The organism is Paenibacillus sp. TAF43_2 (assembly GCF_052113545.1).
Lineage (GTDB): Bacteria > Bacillota > Bacilli > Paenibacillales > Paenibacillaceae > Pristimantibacillus.
This window is the reverse complement of the sequence record NZ_JBFRDK010000184.1, coordinates 1-17,196: the sequence shown is the minus strand read 5'-3', so window position 1 is coordinate 17,196 and position 17,196 is coordinate 1. Positions and strand designations below refer to the sequence as shown.

Below are 17,196 nucleotides of genomic sequence, written 5' to 3'. Positions count from 1 at the left end.
ATGGCAGTTAGTGCTAGCGCGGTAAAAGAGCTTCGTGAAAGAACTGGAGCTGGAATGCTTGATTGCAAGAAAGCTTTGGACGAAACAAACAATGACGTTGAAAAAGCAATTGCAGTACTTCGTGAAAAAGGTTTGGCGGCAGCAGCAAATAAAGCTGGTCGTATTGCAACCGAAGGCGTAGTTGAATCGTATATTCATGCAGGCGGCCGTATCGGCGTTATCGTTGAAGTAAACTGTGAAACGGATTTCGTTGCAAAAACGGATCAATTCCGTGAGTTTGCAAGAGACGTAGCTATGCAAATCGCTGCAGCTAACCCTAAATTCGTTAGCCGTGACGAGGTTTCTTCTGAAGAGCTTGAAAAAGAGCGCGAAATTTTGAAAGCTCAAGCACTTAACGAAGGCAAGCCTGAAAAAATCGTTGAAAAAATGGTTGAAGGCCGCATCTCGAAATACTACGAAGAGTTCTGTCTTCTTGAGCAATCGTTCATTAAAGACCCAGACAAAACAATCTCCGTATTGCTTAACGAAAAAATCAGCAAAATTGGTGAAAACATTTCCATCCGTCGCTTCGTTCGTTATGAGCTTGGTGAAGGTCTAGAGAAAAAAGTTGACAATTTCGTTGAAGAAGTTATGGCTCAAGTTAAACATTAATCCGAACGCACAGGCGGGGCGGGGCGTCCGCCCCGCCTGCTTGTATGATTAGAACATATTTGAAGGACCTCATTTACTGAGGTGCATGATGGAGGTATTAACGTTGGAGCATCCTGTGTATAAACGTATCGTTTTGAAAGTAAGCGGTGAATCATTGTCTGGTCAGGAAGGTTATGGCATTGAAGCGACGGTCATATCTTCGATTGCTGATCAGGTGAAGGAAGTCGTAGCACTTGGCATAGAAGTGGCCATCGTTGTCGGAGGCGGCAACATTTGGCGTGGAATTGCAGGTTCTGCAAAAGGCATAGACCGTGCAACAGCTGATTACATGGGAATGCTGGCTACTCTTATGAATTCACTTGCACTTCAAGATGCACTGGAACAAATCGATGTACCTACTCGCGTACAAACATCGATCGCGATGCAACAAATCGCTGAACCGTACATCAGACGTCGTGCTATCCGTCATTTGGAAAAAGGACGCGTCGTAATCTTTGCTGCAGGAACTGGTAATCCATTTTTCTCAACAGATACAACAGCAGCGCTTCGCGCAGCTGAGATCGAAGCAGAAGTAATATTAATGGCGAAAAACAAAGTGGATGGCGTATATTCTGCTGATCCATTTAAAGATAGCACAGCTGAGAAATTTGAGGAGCTTACATACCTCGACATGCTTAACCGTAATCTAGGCGTAATGGATTCAACCGCAGCTTCACTTTGCATGGATAATAATATTCCTCTTATCGTATTTGCGATTACAGAGAAAGGGAATATTAAACGCGTCGTGCTGGGTGAGAAAATCGGAACGATAGTGAGAGGAAGTGCGAAATAATGCCACAAGAGCTGAAAAAAAACGCAGAAGAACGTATGGATAAAGCGATTTCCGCGCTAAAACGTGATTTGTCGTCTTTGCGCGCTGGTAAAGCTAATTCATCTTTGCTTGACCGTATTCAAGTGGAATACTACGGCGCAATGACGCCTGTCAATCAACTTGCTAACATCAGTACGCCAGACTCTCGTACGTTGTTCATTCAACCATGGGACAAATCGTCGATGTCGGCAATCGAGAAAGCGATTATGAAATCGGATCTTGGACTGACACCTTCCAATGACGGTGCATCGATTCGTCTTTCTATCCCACCGCTTACAGAAGAGCGCCGGGCAGAGCTTGTGAAAACTTCGAAAAAGCTTGGCGAAGAAGCAAAGGTAGCTATTCGCAATATTCGTCGGGATGCTAACGACAGCGTGAAAAAACTTGAGAAAACAACAATTTCTGAAGATGAATCACGTGGTCACCAAGAGGATATTCAGAAGGCAACTGATAAATTTATTGCTGAAGTAGATAAAGTGCTTGTTGCCAAAGAAAAAGAAATTATGGAAGTATAATAATCTCTGGGCCCCTCCGATAGGTGGGGTTTGGTTTTGATTTCGGTTGGGAGGAAGTAAGATGATCGAGCGACTTTGGGCCAAATTAGGCAAATCGTCCTTACAGCCGACTGATTCTGTGGCCTCAGAAAATGTGCCTGAGCATGTTGCAATTATAATGGATGGGAACGGCCGTTGGGCTAAAGATCGCGGATTGCCACGTATGGCTGGTCATCATTCCGGCATGAAAGCGGTCAAACGTATTACCATTGCAGCGGATCGGTTAGGCGTCAAATATTTGACGTTATATGCGTTTTCAACGGAAAACTGGAAGAGACCTAAAGCTGAAGTGGATTTTCTTATGAAGCTTCCGCAGCAATTTCTTGAAATTGAATTAGAAGAATTGATAGCCAACAACGTGCAGGTTCGCATGATGGGACATAAAGAGGATTTGCCTTCATTTACGATCAGTGCAGTTGAAGAAGCCATTATAAAGACCGCTAACAATACAGGGCTAGTTCTAAACTTTGCCTTAAACTATGGAAGCCGTAAGGAAATGCTTGAAGCTGTGAAAAGCATCGCATCTGAGGTTCAGCAAGGAAATCTTGCAATCGATGATATCGATGATAAAGTAATGGCCGATCGTTTGCTTACAAGTGGATTGCCCGATCCAGATTTGCTCATTCGTACAAGCGGTGAATTGCGATTAAGTAATTTTATGATGTGGCAGCTTGCTTATAGTGAATTGTGGTTTACGGATGTGTATTGGCCTGAATTTACGGAAGCGCATTTTCAAGAAGCGATTTTGGAGTATCAGCGCCGCGCGCGTCGATATGGTGGATTGTAGCTTCAAGCGACGGAGTGTGACTTTTCATTGAGACAACGATTGATTACTGGAATTGTAGCAGGTGCAGGCTTCATAGGTTTAACAATAGCAGGCGGATGGTTATATACAACTCTCCTCGTATTGCTAGCTATTATTGGTTTTACTGAATATGCGCGAATGAATGGTGTAGCATGGTCGCATCCGTCAACTTTGCTCGGATATGCGGGTGTGCTACTGTTTGTGCTTCCATGGTCTGATTGGGGAATTGTTATTCCATCTTTCCTGACTATTGTTTGGATGCTGGCCTTCTTGCTGCTTGCCCTAACCGTGATTACCAAAAATAAAACGACAATTGATGGCGCCGCACTTATGTTGCTAGGCGCTTTATATGTAGGTTACGGCTTTTCAGCAATGGGCGAAGCTCGTCAAATTGAGGAGCATGGCCTATTGTGGACGTTTTTGTCCTTTGGCTGTATTTGGGCTTCGGATATCGGTGCTTATTTTACTGGACGAGCCATTGGGAAAACGAAGCTATGGCCATCAATCAGCCCGAACAAAACGATAGAAGGCGCTTTAGGCGGCGTATTGTTATCCTTAATCGTATCGGCAGTATTCGCACTCACGATGCCCGATTTTATTGATTTGCCAAAGGCTTTGCTAATCGGTTTAATTGCCGCTGTAGCTGGACAGTTTGGGGATTTGATTCAATCTGCTTATAAACGTGTGAGAGATATAAAGGATACAGGTACGCTTCTGCCAGGACATGGCGGAGTGCTCGACCGATGCGATAGCTGGCTAATCGTGTTTCCGCTGTTAGTGCTTACCGGGCTGCTGCCTGTATAAGTCAGGAGGATTTTGTGTGAAAAAAATAAGTATATTAGGTTCGACAGGTTCAGTCGGAACACAGACGCTGGACGTTATTGCCCATGATCCTGATCGTTATCAGGTTGTTGCCTTGTCCGCTGGTGCGAATGTCGATTTGATTATAGAGCAAGCCAAACAATTTAARCCTTCGCTCGTTAGCTTGGCTTCCAAAGCAGACGCAGAAGCCGCTCGTCCCCATATGCCGCCTGGAACAAAGGTTGTCTATGGCGAAGAAGGACTTGTTGAAGTAGCCGCTGGAACGGACGCTGATGTCGTTGTGACAGCAATTATGGGAAGCAGAGGGCTGCCGGCAACATTGGCGGCGATTGATGCAGGGAAAATGATTGGTTTGGCGAACAAAGAGACACTCGTAACGGCAGGTCATATCGTAATGGAACGTGCGAAACAGCGCGGAGTATCGATTTTGCCGATAGACAGTGAGCATTCTGCGATTTTTCAATGCTTAAACGGCGAAGATCGCAAATCTATCAATCAAATTACATTAACAGCCTCCGGCGGCTCCTTTCGTGATCGCACAAGAGAACAGCTTGAGGGTGTAACAGTAGCTGAAGCGCTAAATCATCCCAATTGGTCGATGGGCGCAAAAATTACGATTGATTCAGCGACTATGGTTAATAAAGGGCTAGAAGTTATTGAGGCAAGATGGCTGTTCGATGTTACATACGATCAAATAGGTGTCATTATTCATCCGGAGAGCATCATTCATTCTTATGTGGAGTTTACCGATCACAGCATAATCGCGCAGCTTGGAATGCCGGATATGCGAGTACCGATTCAATATGCGTTGTCATATCCGCAGCGGAATGTAACCCCGACAAGCAGGCTGAACCTGGCACAAATCGGAAAGCTGCATTTTCGCGAGATGGATTTTGAAAGATATCCATGTCTAAGGCTGGCATTCGAGTGTGGGAAGCTAGGTCAATCAGCTCCTGCAGTATACAATGCTGCAAACGAGGTTGCGGTGGCACGGTTTTTGAAGGGTGAAATTACGTTTCTTGACATTGAACGGATATTGGAAACGGTCGTTGGCAAGCACGAAGCAGCTGATATCAATGATTTGCAGATGATCTCAGAAGTGGACGCTTGGGCAAGACAGCTGGCCCAATCCGTATAATATCGGTTAAATTCCGGTTCTCTTGTATCGGACGGGAGAATAATGATAATCTATGTACAGGCCGTAACGAACAGGAGGCTTCAGCTTAATGCACATGATTCAAGTTGTTTTCTTGACCATACTCGTTTTTTTCGTGATCGTAACGATCCATGAATGGGGTCATTACTATTTCGCAAAACGCGCAGGCATATTGGTGCGAGAATTCGCAATTGGCTTCGGGCCGAAGCTTTTTTCGGTAAAACGTGGCGAAACGAGATATACGCTTCGATTAATACCTGCTGGCGGTTTCGTTCGAATGGCGGGAGAAGATCCAGAAATCATTGATGTTCAGCCCGGTCAAACGATCGCGGTTCGTCTGAAAGACAATAAAGTGACTAGACTTTATTTGGATCGTCTTGATGACCGCAGCGGTGTTATTCGCGGAGAAATCGTTGCGATCGATCTTGAGCGCAAGTTATCTGTTACACTTGACGTAGAAGGGGAAAACGAGATTTTCTCGGTACACCCTACTGCTTTGATGATCGCAAAAGGCAAAGAAACACAAATCGCGCCGCTTGACAGACAATTTGGCAGCAAAACAGTAGCGCAGCGTGCACTTGCTATATTTGCTGGCCCTTTGATGAACTTTGTGCTCGCATTTGTATTGTTTGCTACCTACATTCAGCTAGCAGGTGTTCCTGTTGAGTCGCCTGATAAGCTGCTTGTTAATGAAATATCAGAAGGCATGCCAGCTGATAAAGTAGATTTGAAAAAGGGCGATGTCATCGATGCAGTCAACGGTATCAAAATCGGAGCTGATTTTGATAAAATGATCGCGATTATCGGTAAATCACCGAATGTTCCTGTTAAAATGGATATTATTCGTGACGGCAAAGCTCAGCAAGTTGTTATAACACCTGAACCGAACAAAGAGGGTGTAGGCAAGGTTGGAATCAGTGCCGCATTGCCAACACGTCCGGCTACTTTCTCTGAAACGTTCACAGGCGCAGGCAAGCTCATGAAAAACATGACAGTAAGCATTTTTGAAGGCTTCAAGAAGCTTATTTTCGGAGAGTTCAAGCTTGATGATCTTGGCGGACCTGTACGAACAGCAGAAGTAACGAGCCAGATTGCTCAGCAAGGCATTGCTCAGTTAACATCATGGACAGCACTGCTAAGCTTGTATTTAGGAATATTTAATTTGCTGCCGATTCCTGCCCTTGATGGAAGCCGCCTTATATTCCTCGGAATTGAAGCAATTAGACGCCGGCCGATTGATCCGAACCGTGAGAGCATGGTACATTTTGTCGGTTTCGCGCTCATCATGTTATTAATGCTCGTAGTAACTTATAATGATATTTTACGATTGGTAAAAGGGGAGTAAATAGTCGCTTATGTCTAAGGATAAACAGTTTGTTACAGAAATCACGCCTCAAAGCGAGGATTTCTCCAGATGGTATATTGATGTTATTAAAAAAGCCGAGCTTATGGATTATTCGCCTGTAAGAGGCTGTATCGTATTCCGTCCTGAGGGATATGAGCTTTGGGAAAATATTCAGCGTGATCTTGATCGCCGCTTTAAGGAGACGGGACATCGCAATGCGTATTTCCCGCTCTTTATTCCAGAGAGCTTTTTCCAGAAAGAAAAAGAGCATGTTGAAGGCTTTAATCCCGAGCTGCCTTGGGTAACTGAAGCAGCTGGCGAGAAGCTCGAAGAACGCCTTGCTATTCGTCCTACATCGGAAACGATGTTTGGGCATATGTATTCGAAATGGATTCAATCGTACCGTGATCTTCCGCTGCTCATTAACCAATGGGCAAACGTCGTTCGCTGGGAGAAGCGCACAATGCCATTCCTTCGTACGAGTGAGTTTTTGTGGCAAGAAGGCCATACTGCGCATGAGACAGAAGAGGAAGCGCGTCAAGAGACGATGCAGATGCTTGATGTTTACACGCAGTTCGTTGAAGAATTCCTTGCTATCCCTGTAATCAAAGGTGAAAAAACGCCTTCTGAGCGGTTCGCCGGTGCGGTTGATACGTATTCGATCGAAGCGATGATGAAGGACGGGAAGGCTGTTCAAGCCGGAACATCGCATTATTTGGGTACGAAATTTGCAGTTGCTTTTGATATTAAATTCCTTGATCGTGAGAATACATTGCAATTCGCTCATACAACTTCTTGGGGCGTGAGCACAAGACTAATCGGCGCCCTTATTATGGTTCACGGCGATGATCGTGGTCTGGTGCTGCCTCCTAAAGTTGCTCCAACACAAGTGGTTATGATTCCAATTGGCCCTGCAAAAATGCGCGAGCAGGTTGTTGGTCGTGTGGATGAGCTTTATGCAGAGCTTAAGAAAGCCGGTATTCGCGTACGCGTGGACGATCGTGCTGACGTGAGCCCAGGCTGGAAGTTCAACGAATATGAGATGCGCGGTGTTCCACTACGCCTTGAGCTTGGACCGCGTGATATGGAAAATGGACAAGTTGTGCTTGTTTCCAGAGTTACTGGAGAGAAGCGTATTGTACAGCAAGCTAATCTTCTAGCAGAAATAGAAGCCATGCTTGAAGAAACGCATCAAGAAATGTTTAATCGTGCGAAGCAGTTCCGTATTGACAACTCTCGTTCGGTTGAAACGCTTGATGAAATGAAAAGCTTTTTGGAAGAACAGCGCGGCTTCGTAGAAGCTGGCTGGTGCGGCTCTGCTGCTTGCGAGAAGCAGGTCAAGGAAGAAACTGGAGCGACAAGCCGGAATATTCCATTCGCCCCGGAATCGCACAAAAAAACATGTCTCGTATGTGGAGATCCATCCAAACATACCGTTGTATTCGCAAGAGCTTATTAAGGACTGAAGCTAGTTCGGTTCGGATCTTAAGGAGTGGTATTTTATGAGCCAAACCGCAAAAAAACGGCAGAGTTTTGAAATGCTTTTACAGCATATTCAGCTGCCGCAAGAACTTATACAAACCTATTTTCAAGATGGATATATAGATCAAGTTATCGTTAGCAACAGCAATCAAGAATGGAYGTTTTGCATCCGCAAAACGTCCATGGTGCCTTTACAGGCCTATAATGGGCTTTGCCAGGCGGCTCGAATGAAGTTTGAGTCTATCGCTGCAGTCAGTTTCTTGCTGATTTATGATCCTGTTGTAGAGACTGAATCCATTGTGCTGCAATACTGGGGTTTGTTCATGGAATGGGCACAGCGCGAGATCGCTTCCGTAAATGGATGGCTGCAGAAATCTTCGATCAATGTTGAAGGAGACTTGCTAACGCTATCTCTCTTAGACAATACGGGATTGGAGCTCGCTCGGAAGAAACGATTGGATGATGAAATTATTCGTTTCTTTAATGAGAATTTCCAGCGCGCATGCAAAGTGAAAATGATCGTAAGCGAATCCAGGCAAGATATTTTGGATGAATTCTCCCTTCGGATGGTGCAGGAAGAGCGGGAATATGTGCAGGAGCTGATGGCGAGCGCGCAATCCGAGTCTGAGCTCGTCGATGAGAGTGAAATCAAGCTGGCGGTTGGTTATGATATTCGGGAAGAGCCGGTTCCATTGATGAATATCATCGAAGAAGAGAAAAAAATTACAGTACAAGGCGCGGTATTCGGCCTCGAAGTGAAAGAGCTTCGTAACGGAAGCACATTGTTTACGTTTAACGTGACTGACTTCTCCGACTCTATCGCGATGAAGATGTTTGCGAAGACAAAGGACGATGTGAAAATATTGAACCAGCTTGCCAATGGCAAATGGGTCAAAGCTCGCGGCCGCATAGAATATGATCGCTTCATGCAAGAACCGGAGCTTGTGATGATGCCGAATGATTTGCATGAGGTCAGAACACCTGCTGAGCGTATGGATAAAGCGGAAGAAAAGCGCGTCGAATTTCATCTCCATACAACCATGAGCGCAATGGATGCGGTAACTCCGGTAGATGTCTATATAAAGACGGCTGCCAAATGGGGACATAAGGCGATTGCAGTAACGGACCATAGCAATGTTCAATGTTATCCGGATGCGAATAAGTCGGCCAAAAAACACGGCATAAAAGTGCTTTTTGGTGTTGAAGCGAACATCGTGAACGACGCAGTGCCAATGGTGCTGGAATCAAGGCCTGAGCCGCTTGCGACAGCAACTTATATTGTTTTCGATATTGAGACAACGGGCCTTTCCGTTATTAATAACAAAATTATCGAGCTTGCCGGCGTTAAAATGCGTGATGGCAAAGAGATTGATCGTTTCTCTACCCTTATTGATCCGCATGAAAAAATTCCTTACCACATTACGCAGTTGACTAACATCAATGATGATATGGTAAAAGGGCAGCCGGATATTGAGCCTAAGCTTAGAGAATTTATTGAATTCATTGGTGATGATGTTCTTGTTGCCCACAATGCAAGATTTGATATTGGCTTTATTCAAGCCAACTGCAAAGCTTTCGGCATGCCGGAAGTGAAAAATCCAGTGCTCGATACGCTGGAGCTTGCTCGATTTATTTTTCCAACGCTTAAAAATCATCGTTTGAATACGTTAGCAGATAAATATAAGGTTAGTCTCGACAACCATCACCGCGCTGTAGACGATTCCCTTGCTCTTGGCGGCGTGTTGTATGGCTTGATTGCAGATGCAGCTGAGCGAAATATTACGAATCTACATCAGTTAAATGACTATGTGGGCATTGATTTATCTAATTCTCGGCCTTTCCACAGCAATATTTATGCGCTTAATGCTGTTGGGAAGAAAAATTTATTCAAGCTTATTTCTATCTCGCATACAGAGCATTTCAAACGAGTAGCTACAATTCCAAAAACGAAGCTTGTTGCACACCGTGAAGGCTTGCTCGTTATTTCTGGTTGCGAGAAAGGTGAATTTTTCGAAACGGTTCTAAATAAATCGTACGAAGAAGCGCTTGAGGTTGCACGTTTCTATGATGTCCTTGAAATCCAGCCGATAGATTTCTACATGCACTTAGTTGAGAAGGGGCTAGTAGGCAGCCGAGCGGAGATTGAGCAGGCGCATCGCAGGATTTGCCAAATCGGGGATGAGCTGGGCAAGCCGGTTATTGCTACAGGAAACGTTCATTACTTGAATCCGCGCGACAAAATGTATCGTGACATAACAATTCATGGGATCACTGGTTTTAGCCCGCTTAAGAGTATACGCAAACCAGATGCTCATTTCCGTACAACGGAAGAAATGCTGGAGGAATTTGCATTTTTAGGTGAAGCTAGAGCACGTGAGGTCGTCATTACGAATACAGTAGAGCTTGCTGATCGGTTTGAGCCGTATGATATGTTCCCGACGGGACTATTTGCTCCAATTATTGAGGGTGCCGACGAGGAAATTCGCAACACCTGTTATGACACAGCAAAGTCGATGTATGGGGAAGATCTTCCTCAGGTCGTTATCGACAGGCTGGAGAAAGAACTTATTCCTATTATCAAATTTAAGTTCTCTGCCAACTACTTGATCTCGGAGAAGCTTGTTAAGAAATCCAATGCAGATGGTTATTTGGTCGGATCAAGGGGATCGGTTGGCTCCTCGGTCGTTGCTACATTCCTGGGTATTTCAGAGGTTAATCCGCTGCCTGCCCATTACTTGTGCAAAAACTCGGATTGCAAGCATAGCGAATGGTTTTTGGACGGAAGCATTCCGAGTGGATTCGATTTACCGGATAAATTATGCCCGAAATGCGAGAAGCCGATGAAAGGTGAAGGACAGGATATTCCGTTCGAAACCTTCCTAGGATTCAAAGGCGATAAAGTTCCCGATATCGATTTGAACTTTTCCGGGGACTATCAACCGATTGCCCATAACTATACGAAAGTATTGTTTAGCGAGAAGTGTGTGTTCCGTGCAGGCACGATTGGTACGGTTGCAGAAAAAACAGCTTATGGCTTCGCGAAGAAATATGAGGAAGAACATAGCAAGAAATGGCGCGGAGCGGAGCTTGCGAGACTTGCGAGCGGCTGTACCGGCGTAAAACGAAGCACGGGACAGCATCCAGGCGGTATCGTCGTTGTTCCCGATTATATCGATGTTGAAGATATAACGCCTGTTCAATTTCCAGCAGACGATGTGAATGCGGAATGGAAGACAACTCATTTTGACTATCACGCATTTGATGAAAACTTGCTTAAGCTTGATATTCTGGGGCACGATGACCCGACAATGATGCGGATGCTGCAGGATTTGACCGGCGTTGATCCTACGTCAATTCCGATGAACGATCCTAAAGTCATGAGCATGTTCAACTCGACCAAAGCACTTAACGTGCCAGGCGAGCAAATTCGCTCATCGGTAGCTACTTACGGTGTACCAGAAATGGGAACGAAGTTCGTTCGTCAAATGCTTCAAGAGACGCAGCCTTCATCGTTTGCCGATTTGCTGCAAATTTCCGGATTGTCTCATGGCACGGGAGTTTGGCTTGGAAACGCACAAGAGCTGATTAAGAACGGCACTTGCAACATCAAGACGGTAATTGGTTGCCGGGATGATATCATGTTGTTCTTAATCTATAAAGCTGGAATGGACGCTGGGCTTGCATTCAAAATTACGGAAAGTGTTCGTAAAGGTAAAGGCTTGACGCCAGAGTGGATCGAAGAGATGAAGCGATGCAAGGTGCCGCAGTGGTACATTGATTCTTGCCTTCGGATCGAGTATATGTTCCCGAAAGCACATGCCGCGGCCTACGTCATATCGGCTGTTCGCACCGCCTATTTCAAGCTTTATCATCCAATAGAGTATTATGCTACTTACTTTACAGTAAGAGCGGACGATTTTGATTTGGAGCTGCTTTGCCAAGGATATGATGCGATCTTGCGTAAGCTGATCGAGATCGAAGCCAAAGGATTTAATGCGCTCCCTAAAGAGAAAAACATGGTGTCGCAGCTGGAAATGTCACTTGAGATGACAGCGCGCGGCTTCTCCTTTAAGCCGATCGATCTATATCGTTCTGACGCGACGAAGTTTAATCTAATCAGCTTTCACTGTTCTAGAAGCGGCTTGAATAGAAAAGATTTCTTGTCACTATAGTGCGGTTATGTTATAATTTTTCTGGCAATGATGATTATAAAGACTTTGATGCAGAAGAGTGGGGAAACCCACTCTTTACGTTTTGTTAATGGCAAAATGGCATAGTGCGTATAAACAGGAGGTCAACTGAATTTGAGTACATCCAAAATCAAAGCCGCTGTCCAGGAAATGGTTTTACCTTACCTCAGCAGCAATGGATTTGAACTGGTTGATATTGAGTATGTAAAAGAAGGAAGCAATTATTTCCTTCGTATTTTCGTAGATAAAGAAGGCGGCATCGACATCGATGACTGCGGTCGTATCAGCGAATTCATAAGTGAGCAATTGGACAAAAACGATCCAATTACAGATGTTTATTTCTTGGAAGTATCTTCCCCAGGAGCAGAAAGACCGCTTCGGAATGAAGATGAAGTACGTAAAGCAATCGGTAAGCACGTTTACATAACGACATATGAACCGATTAGCGGCGCTAAAGAATTTGAGGGGCTGCTACTTGCATTTGATGGAGAAAATGCAGTCGTTCGTACAGCCAAAAAGGAATATACCATTCCTTACGATAAGGTGGCTGGCGCCAGACTCGCAATCGTGTTCTAAATATTCGTTTCTATATTGAAAGGGGGAAATCCAGTCCAATGAGTATGGATTTTATTGAAGCACTACAAGAAATAGAAAGAGACAAAGGGATTACCAAGGATGTGCTCCTTGAAGCCATTGAGGCTGCTCTTATCTCCAGCTATAAAAGAAATTTTAATACCGCTCAAAATGTACGCGTCGATATTAACCGTCATACTGGTGTTATCAAAGTATACGCCCGCAAGACTGTTGTTGATGAAGTGTTAGATCCGCGTCTGGAAATTACAGTGGAGGCTTCAAGAGAAATCAATCCTCATTATCAGCTTGACGATATTGCGGATATTGAAGTTACGCCGCGTGATTTCGGACGTATCGCTGCTCAAACAGCGAAGCAGGTCGTTACTCAGCGTATTCGTGAGGCTGAGCGCGGATTGATTTATAATGCTTTTATCGATAAAGAGGAAGATATCGTTAACGGTATCGTTCAACGTCAGGATGTTCGCAATTTATTTGTGGATCTAGGCAAGGTTGAGGCTGTATTGCCTTTGACTGAGCTTATGCCGACTGATAAGTTTAAGCATGGTGACCGCGTGAAGTCGTATATTACGAAAGTTGAGAACACGACTAAAGGTCCTCAAATCATTTTATCCCGCACGCATCCTGGCCTTTTAAAACGTTTGTTCGAGCTTGAAGTGCCTGAGATCTATGACGGAGTAGTAGAAATTCGTTCGGTTGCTCGTGAAGCTGGCTTCCGTTCAAAGATTGCGGTTCATTCCCGTAACTCCGAGGTTGATCCAGTCGGTTCATGTGTTGGCCAAAAAGGACTGCGCGTTCAGACGATCGTAAACGAGCTTAAAGGTGAAAAAATCGATATCGTTCGTTGGTCTGAAAGCGTGGATGAATATGTTGCGAATGCACTTAGCCCTTCAAAGGTGCTAGAGGTTATCGTATTCGAACAAGAGAAGATGGCCAGAGTAATCGTGCCGGATTACCAACTATCGCTTGCGATCGGAATTAAAGGTCAGAATGCAAGGCTTGCTGCCAAGCTGACTGGCTGGAAAATCGATATCAAAAGCGAAACGCAGGCAGAGCAGGAGTATGGACGTCCGAAATCAATGACTACGGTCATGCATCAGGATTCAGTTTCCATCGACTAATCTGAATTTTTCAACAGAAGTTGCTTTAAATTAGCGAAGAAATCCAAGGCGCTTGATCGAGCACTGAAGCAGCATGTTGGTGAACACATTTACGATCAACTTGAGCAGGATTTTATAGCGGTAGAGGAACAGTTTATTGCTGGTAAGGAGCTGATAAGCGATGAAGCAGAATAAGAGCTTATCGCAGCTTGGCATGGCAATGCGTGCCGGAAAGCTGATTACAGGCGATGAAATTGTCCTCAAAGCTGTAAGAAATAAACAAGTGCATCTCGTTATCCTTGCAGGAGATGCTTCAGACAATACGAAAAAAAAGTTTCGTGACAAATGCAACACCTACGGAATACAACTCGCCGAAGCATTCGACCGTGAGCAACTAGGAAAGGCGATTGGTAAGCCAGAACGGGTTGTAATAGCGGTAACCGATGCGCAATTCGGAAAAATGATTGCGAGTCATCTGAGCCATAATACGGAGGTGGATCATATTGGACAATAAACAAGACAGCAAGGACAATAAAGATAAGCTGCGCGTTTACGAGTATGCCAAGTCACTTAATATGAGCAGCAAAGAAATCATAACGATCCTAAAAAGACTTGATTTGCCAGTCAATAACCATATGAGTGTCATGGAAAACGAAATGGTAAATAAGGTTGAAGGTTTTTTCCGCAATATTAAACAAAATGCAGCTGCAAAGCGCGCGCAAGAGACAACAAATGTAACGGTTTCTTCCGCTCAACCTACTGCCAACAAGCCGCAATCGCAGCAGCCACAACAGCAGGAGAAGAAGCCGCAGCCAGTACAAGAAAATAAAAATACGAATCAAGACAGACAGGGGCCTATGAATTCTATTAATACGAAACCACAAACAACCCAACAGCAGTCAGAACAAAGACCAGCAGGACAACAAACAAGTCGTCCAGCATCACAATCAAGCAGCAGCCGTCCTTCACAAGGCAGTTCTAATTCGAGCCGTCCAAGCCAAGGACAAGGCGGACAAGGTAATCGCCCAGCGGGTTCTAACGCGGGTTCAAGCCGTCCATCACAAGGTCAAGGCGGTCAAAGCAGCCGTCCAGCATCATCTGGACAAAGCCGTCCTTCGCAAGGCGGACAAAGCAATACAGGCAGCCGTCCAAGCGCTCCGCGTTCAGACGCAAGCAGCCGTCCAGCACCATCGGGTCAAAGTCGTTTCGACTCTAAGCCAGCACAAGGACAAGCGCGCGGTAACGATAACAGAAACGCAAGACCTGGCCAAAAAAGATTTGAAGACGGCAAACCAGGCGGCTTCAGAGGCAACAATGGCCGCGGTGGTCAAAAAGGTCGCGGCGGCAAGTTCCAACAACAACCGCCACGCGAGAAAATTGACAATACGCCAAAGAAAATTATTGTACGCGGTACAATGACTGTTGGCGAATTGGCAAAATTGCTGCATAAGGATGCATCAGAAGTTATTAAAAAACTGATTTTCCTTGGCGTAATGGCTACGATCAACCAAGAAATCGATATGGATGCGATTCATTTGATCGCAACAGACTACGGGGTAGAGGTTGAAGTGAAAATTCCGGTTGAGGAAGACTCTTTCGAGACCGTAGAAGAAACAGACGAAGATGAGAATTTGGTTACACGTCCACCGGTTGTTACTATTATGGGTCACGTTGACCACGGTAAAACAACTTTGCTTGATGCCATTCGCAAAACGAATGTAACAGGCGGAGAAGCCGGCGGAATTACACAGCACATCGGTGCTTACCAAGTCGAAATTAACCATAAAAAAATTACGTTCCTCGATACACCTGGTCACGAAGCGTTTACGCTTATGCGTGCACGCGGTGCGCAGGTTACGGACATTACGATCATCGTAGTAGCAGCTGATGACGGCATCATGCCGCAAACGGTTGAAGCCATCAACCATGCAAAAGCAGCTGGCGTTCCTATTATCGTAGCGGTTAACAAAATCGATAAGCCAGAAGCGAATACAGAGAAAATCAAACAAGAAATGACTGAATATGAACTCGTTCCGGAAGAGTGGGGCGGCGACACTATTTTCGTCGAAGTTTCCGCTAAACAAAGAATTGGTCTTGAAGGCCTTCTTGAAATGATTTTGCTCGTTGCTGAGATGAATGACTACAAAGCTAACCCGAACAAACGCGCTCGCGCTACTGTTATCGAAGCTGAGCTTGATAAAGGTAAAGGTCCTGTTGCGCGTATTCTCGTTCAACACGGTACTTTGAAAATTGGAGATGCTTTTGTTGCAGGTAACTGCTTCGGCCGTATTAGAGCAATGGTTAATGATAAAGGCCGTCGCTTAAAAGAAGCAGGTCCTTCTACGCCAGTAGAAATTACTGGTCTAACAGAAGTTCCATTAGCTGGAGATCCGTTCATGGTATTTGAAGATGAACGCAAAGCTCGTGATATTGCTGAACGTCGTTCCATTAAACAGCGTCAATCGGATATGGGTGCGAATACACGCGTAACGCTTGATGATCTGTATAACCATATCAAAGATGGTGAAATTAAAGATCTGAACGTTATTATCAAATCCGACGTTCAAGGTTCATCCGAAGCACTTAAAGGCTCGCTCGCAAAAATTGAAATCGAAGGCGTTCGCGTAAAAATCATCCACAGCGGTGTTGGCGCGATTACAGAATCGGATATCATTTTGGCGTCAGCTTCCAATGCTATCGTAATCGGATTTAACGTTCGTCCTGATCCACAAGCAGAAGCAACGATTGCACAAGAAAAAGTTGACGTTCGTATGCACCGCGTTATCTACAACGTAATCGATGAGATTGAACAAGCAATGAAAGGCATGCTTGATCCAATCTACAAAGAGGTTGTTATTGGCCACGCTGAAGTTCGTAACGTATTTAAAGTGACTAAAGTTGGCGCAATTGCAGGTTGTATGATTACTGACGGTAAAATTTCTCGCAACGCTGAAGCGCGTTTGGTTCGTGGCGGTATCGTTGTCTTCACAGGCAAAATCGAATCCCTAAAACGTTTCAAAGACGATGCTAAAGAAGTTGCAGCAGGTTATGAGTGCGGTATCACGCTTGATCGTTTCAACGATGTTCGTGAAGGCGATATTATCGAAGCGTTTGTCATGGAATCAGTAGAGAGGTGAGTAAAGCATGGCAAAAATCCGAGTAGGGCGGGTCGGCGAACAGATTAAAAAAGAGCTGAGCCAAATTATACAAACAGAGTTGAAAGATCCTAGAATCGGATTCATTACTGTAACAGGTGTTGAAACATCGAGTGATCTCTCACAAGCAAAAGTGTATTTAAGCGTGCTTGGCAGCGAAGAGCAGAAGGAAGCGACGCTTAAGGCACTAGCGAGCGGAACAGGATTTATTCGCACAGAGCTTGGCAAGCGCATGCGCCTTCGCCATACACCCGTATTGCTGTTCAAGTTTGACAGCAGTATTGAATATGGCAGCCGCATCGAGGCATTGCTTGAAAACATCAACAATGGGAATTCAGCTCGATGATAAATCAAAGCAGCTATTCGATGCAGCTAGATGAAGCGCTGGCGTTCATGAAAACTTACGATCATTTTTTGGTCGTATCACATGTACAGCCTGACGGTGACGCTATTAGTTCTACTGTTGTCGTAGGC

At 45.0% G+C, this 17,196-nt stretch carries 14 protein-coding genes and 1 pseudogene; all 15 read left to right on the top strand.

Annotation, left to right across the window (positions count from 1 at the left end; translation table 11 throughout):
- Positions 1 to 651, top strand: a complete 651-nt coding sequence (gene tsf / locus AB4Z17_RS27545) for a translation elongation factor Ts (RefSeq protein WP_076269175.1) — start codon at positions 1 to 3, stop codon at positions 649 to 651.
- 103 nt (positions 652 to 754) lie between these two features.
- Positions 755 to 1,483 (top strand): UMP kinase, encoded by a 729-nt coding sequence (gene pyrH / locus AB4Z17_RS27540; protein WP_053377774.1) that lies wholly within the window; start codon positions 755 to 757, stop codon positions 1,481 to 1,483.
- Positions 1,483 to 2,037, top strand: coding sequence for a ribosome recycling factor (frr, locus tag AB4Z17_RS27535; protein WP_339208952.1), 555 nt, complete (start codon positions 1,483 to 1,485; stop codon positions 2,035 to 2,037). The genes pyrH and frr overlap by 1 nt, the downstream gene beginning before the upstream one ends.
- A 61-nt stretch (positions 2,038 to 2,098) precedes the next feature.
- Positions 2,099 to 2,863, top strand: a complete 765-nt coding sequence (locus tag AB4Z17_RS27530) for an isoprenyl transferase (RefSeq protein ID WP_076269177.1) — start codon at positions 2,099 to 2,101, stop codon at positions 2,861 to 2,863.
- Positions 2,864 to 2,890: 27 nt separating this feature from the next.
- Positions 2,891 to 3,685, top strand: a complete 795-nt coding sequence (locus AB4Z17_RS27525; protein WP_430054928.1) for a phosphatidate cytidylyltransferase — start codon at positions 2,891 to 2,893, stop codon at positions 3,683 to 3,685.
- A 16-nt stretch (positions 3,686 to 3,701) separates the two neighbouring features.
- A complete protein-coding gene (locus tag AB4Z17_RS27520; protein WP_441911332.1) occupies positions 3,702 to 4,841 on the top strand; it encodes a 1-deoxy-D-xylulose-5-phosphate reductoisomerase in 1,140 nt (379 codons plus the stop codon).
- 88 nt (positions 4,842 to 4,929) lie between these two features.
- The gene (rseP, locus tag AB4Z17_RS27515; RefSeq protein ID WP_441911333.1) at positions 4,930 to 6,204 is read left to right on the top strand and encodes an RIP metalloprotease RseP; all 1,275 of its coding nucleotides are present in this window, start codon (positions 4,930 to 4,932) and stop codon (positions 6,202 to 6,204) included.
- 10 nt (positions 6,205 to 6,214) lie between these two features.
- On the top strand, positions 6,215 to 7,663 hold the full coding sequence (gene proS, locus AB4Z17_RS27510; RefSeq protein WP_441911335.1) for a proline--tRNA ligase: 1,449 nt from the start codon (positions 6,215 to 6,217) through the stop codon (positions 7,661 to 7,663).
- Positions 7,664 to 7,706: 43 nt separating this feature from the next.
- Positions 7,707 to 11,858 (top strand): PolC-type DNA polymerase III, encoded by a 4,152-nt coding sequence (locus AB4Z17_RS27505; protein ID WP_441963327.1) that lies wholly within the window; start codon positions 7,707 to 7,709, stop codon positions 11,856 to 11,858.
- Positions 11,859 to 11,990: 132 nt separating this feature from the next.
- On the top strand, positions 11,991 to 12,452 hold the full coding sequence (gene rimP / locus AB4Z17_RS27500) for a ribosome maturation factor RimP (RefSeq protein ID WP_339208958.1): 462 nt from the start codon (positions 11,991 to 11,993) through the stop codon (positions 12,450 to 12,452).
- A gap of 38 nt (positions 12,453 to 12,490) precedes the next feature.
- Positions 12,491 to 13,588 carry a transcription termination factor NusA gene (nusA, locus tag AB4Z17_RS27495; RefSeq protein ID WP_054028947.1) on the top strand — a complete coding sequence of 366 codons (1,098 nt, stop codon included), beginning with the start codon at positions 12,491 to 12,493 and terminating at the stop codon, positions 13,586 to 13,588.
- Between the two features lie 18 nt (positions 13,589 to 13,606).
- A pseudogene (locus tag AB4Z17_RS27490) lies at positions 13,607 to 13,762 on the top strand (YlxR family protein); the annotation flags it as partial.
- Complete coding sequence (locus AB4Z17_RS27485) at positions 13,749 to 14,081, top strand: L7Ae/L30e/S12e/Gadd45 family ribosomal protein (RefSeq protein WP_054028945.1); 333 nt, start codon at positions 13,749 to 13,751, stop codon at positions 14,079 to 14,081. The pseudogene AB4Z17_RS27490 and the gene AB4Z17_RS27485, both read left to right, overlap by 14 nt.
- A gap of 61 nt (positions 14,082 to 14,142) precedes the next feature.
- A complete protein-coding gene (infB, locus tag AB4Z17_RS27480; protein WP_441963328.1) occupies positions 14,143 to 16,704 on the top strand; it encodes a translation initiation factor IF-2 in 2,562 nt (853 codons plus the stop codon).
- A gap of 7 nt (positions 16,705 to 16,711) precedes the next feature.
- The gene (gene rbfA, locus AB4Z17_RS27475) at positions 16,712 to 17,068 is read left to right on the top strand and encodes a 30S ribosome-binding factor RbfA (protein ID WP_054028943.1); all 357 of its coding nucleotides are present in this window, start codon (positions 16,712 to 16,714) and stop codon (positions 17,066 to 17,068) included.
- The last annotated feature ends 128 nt before the right edge of the window (positions 17,069 to 17,196 follow it).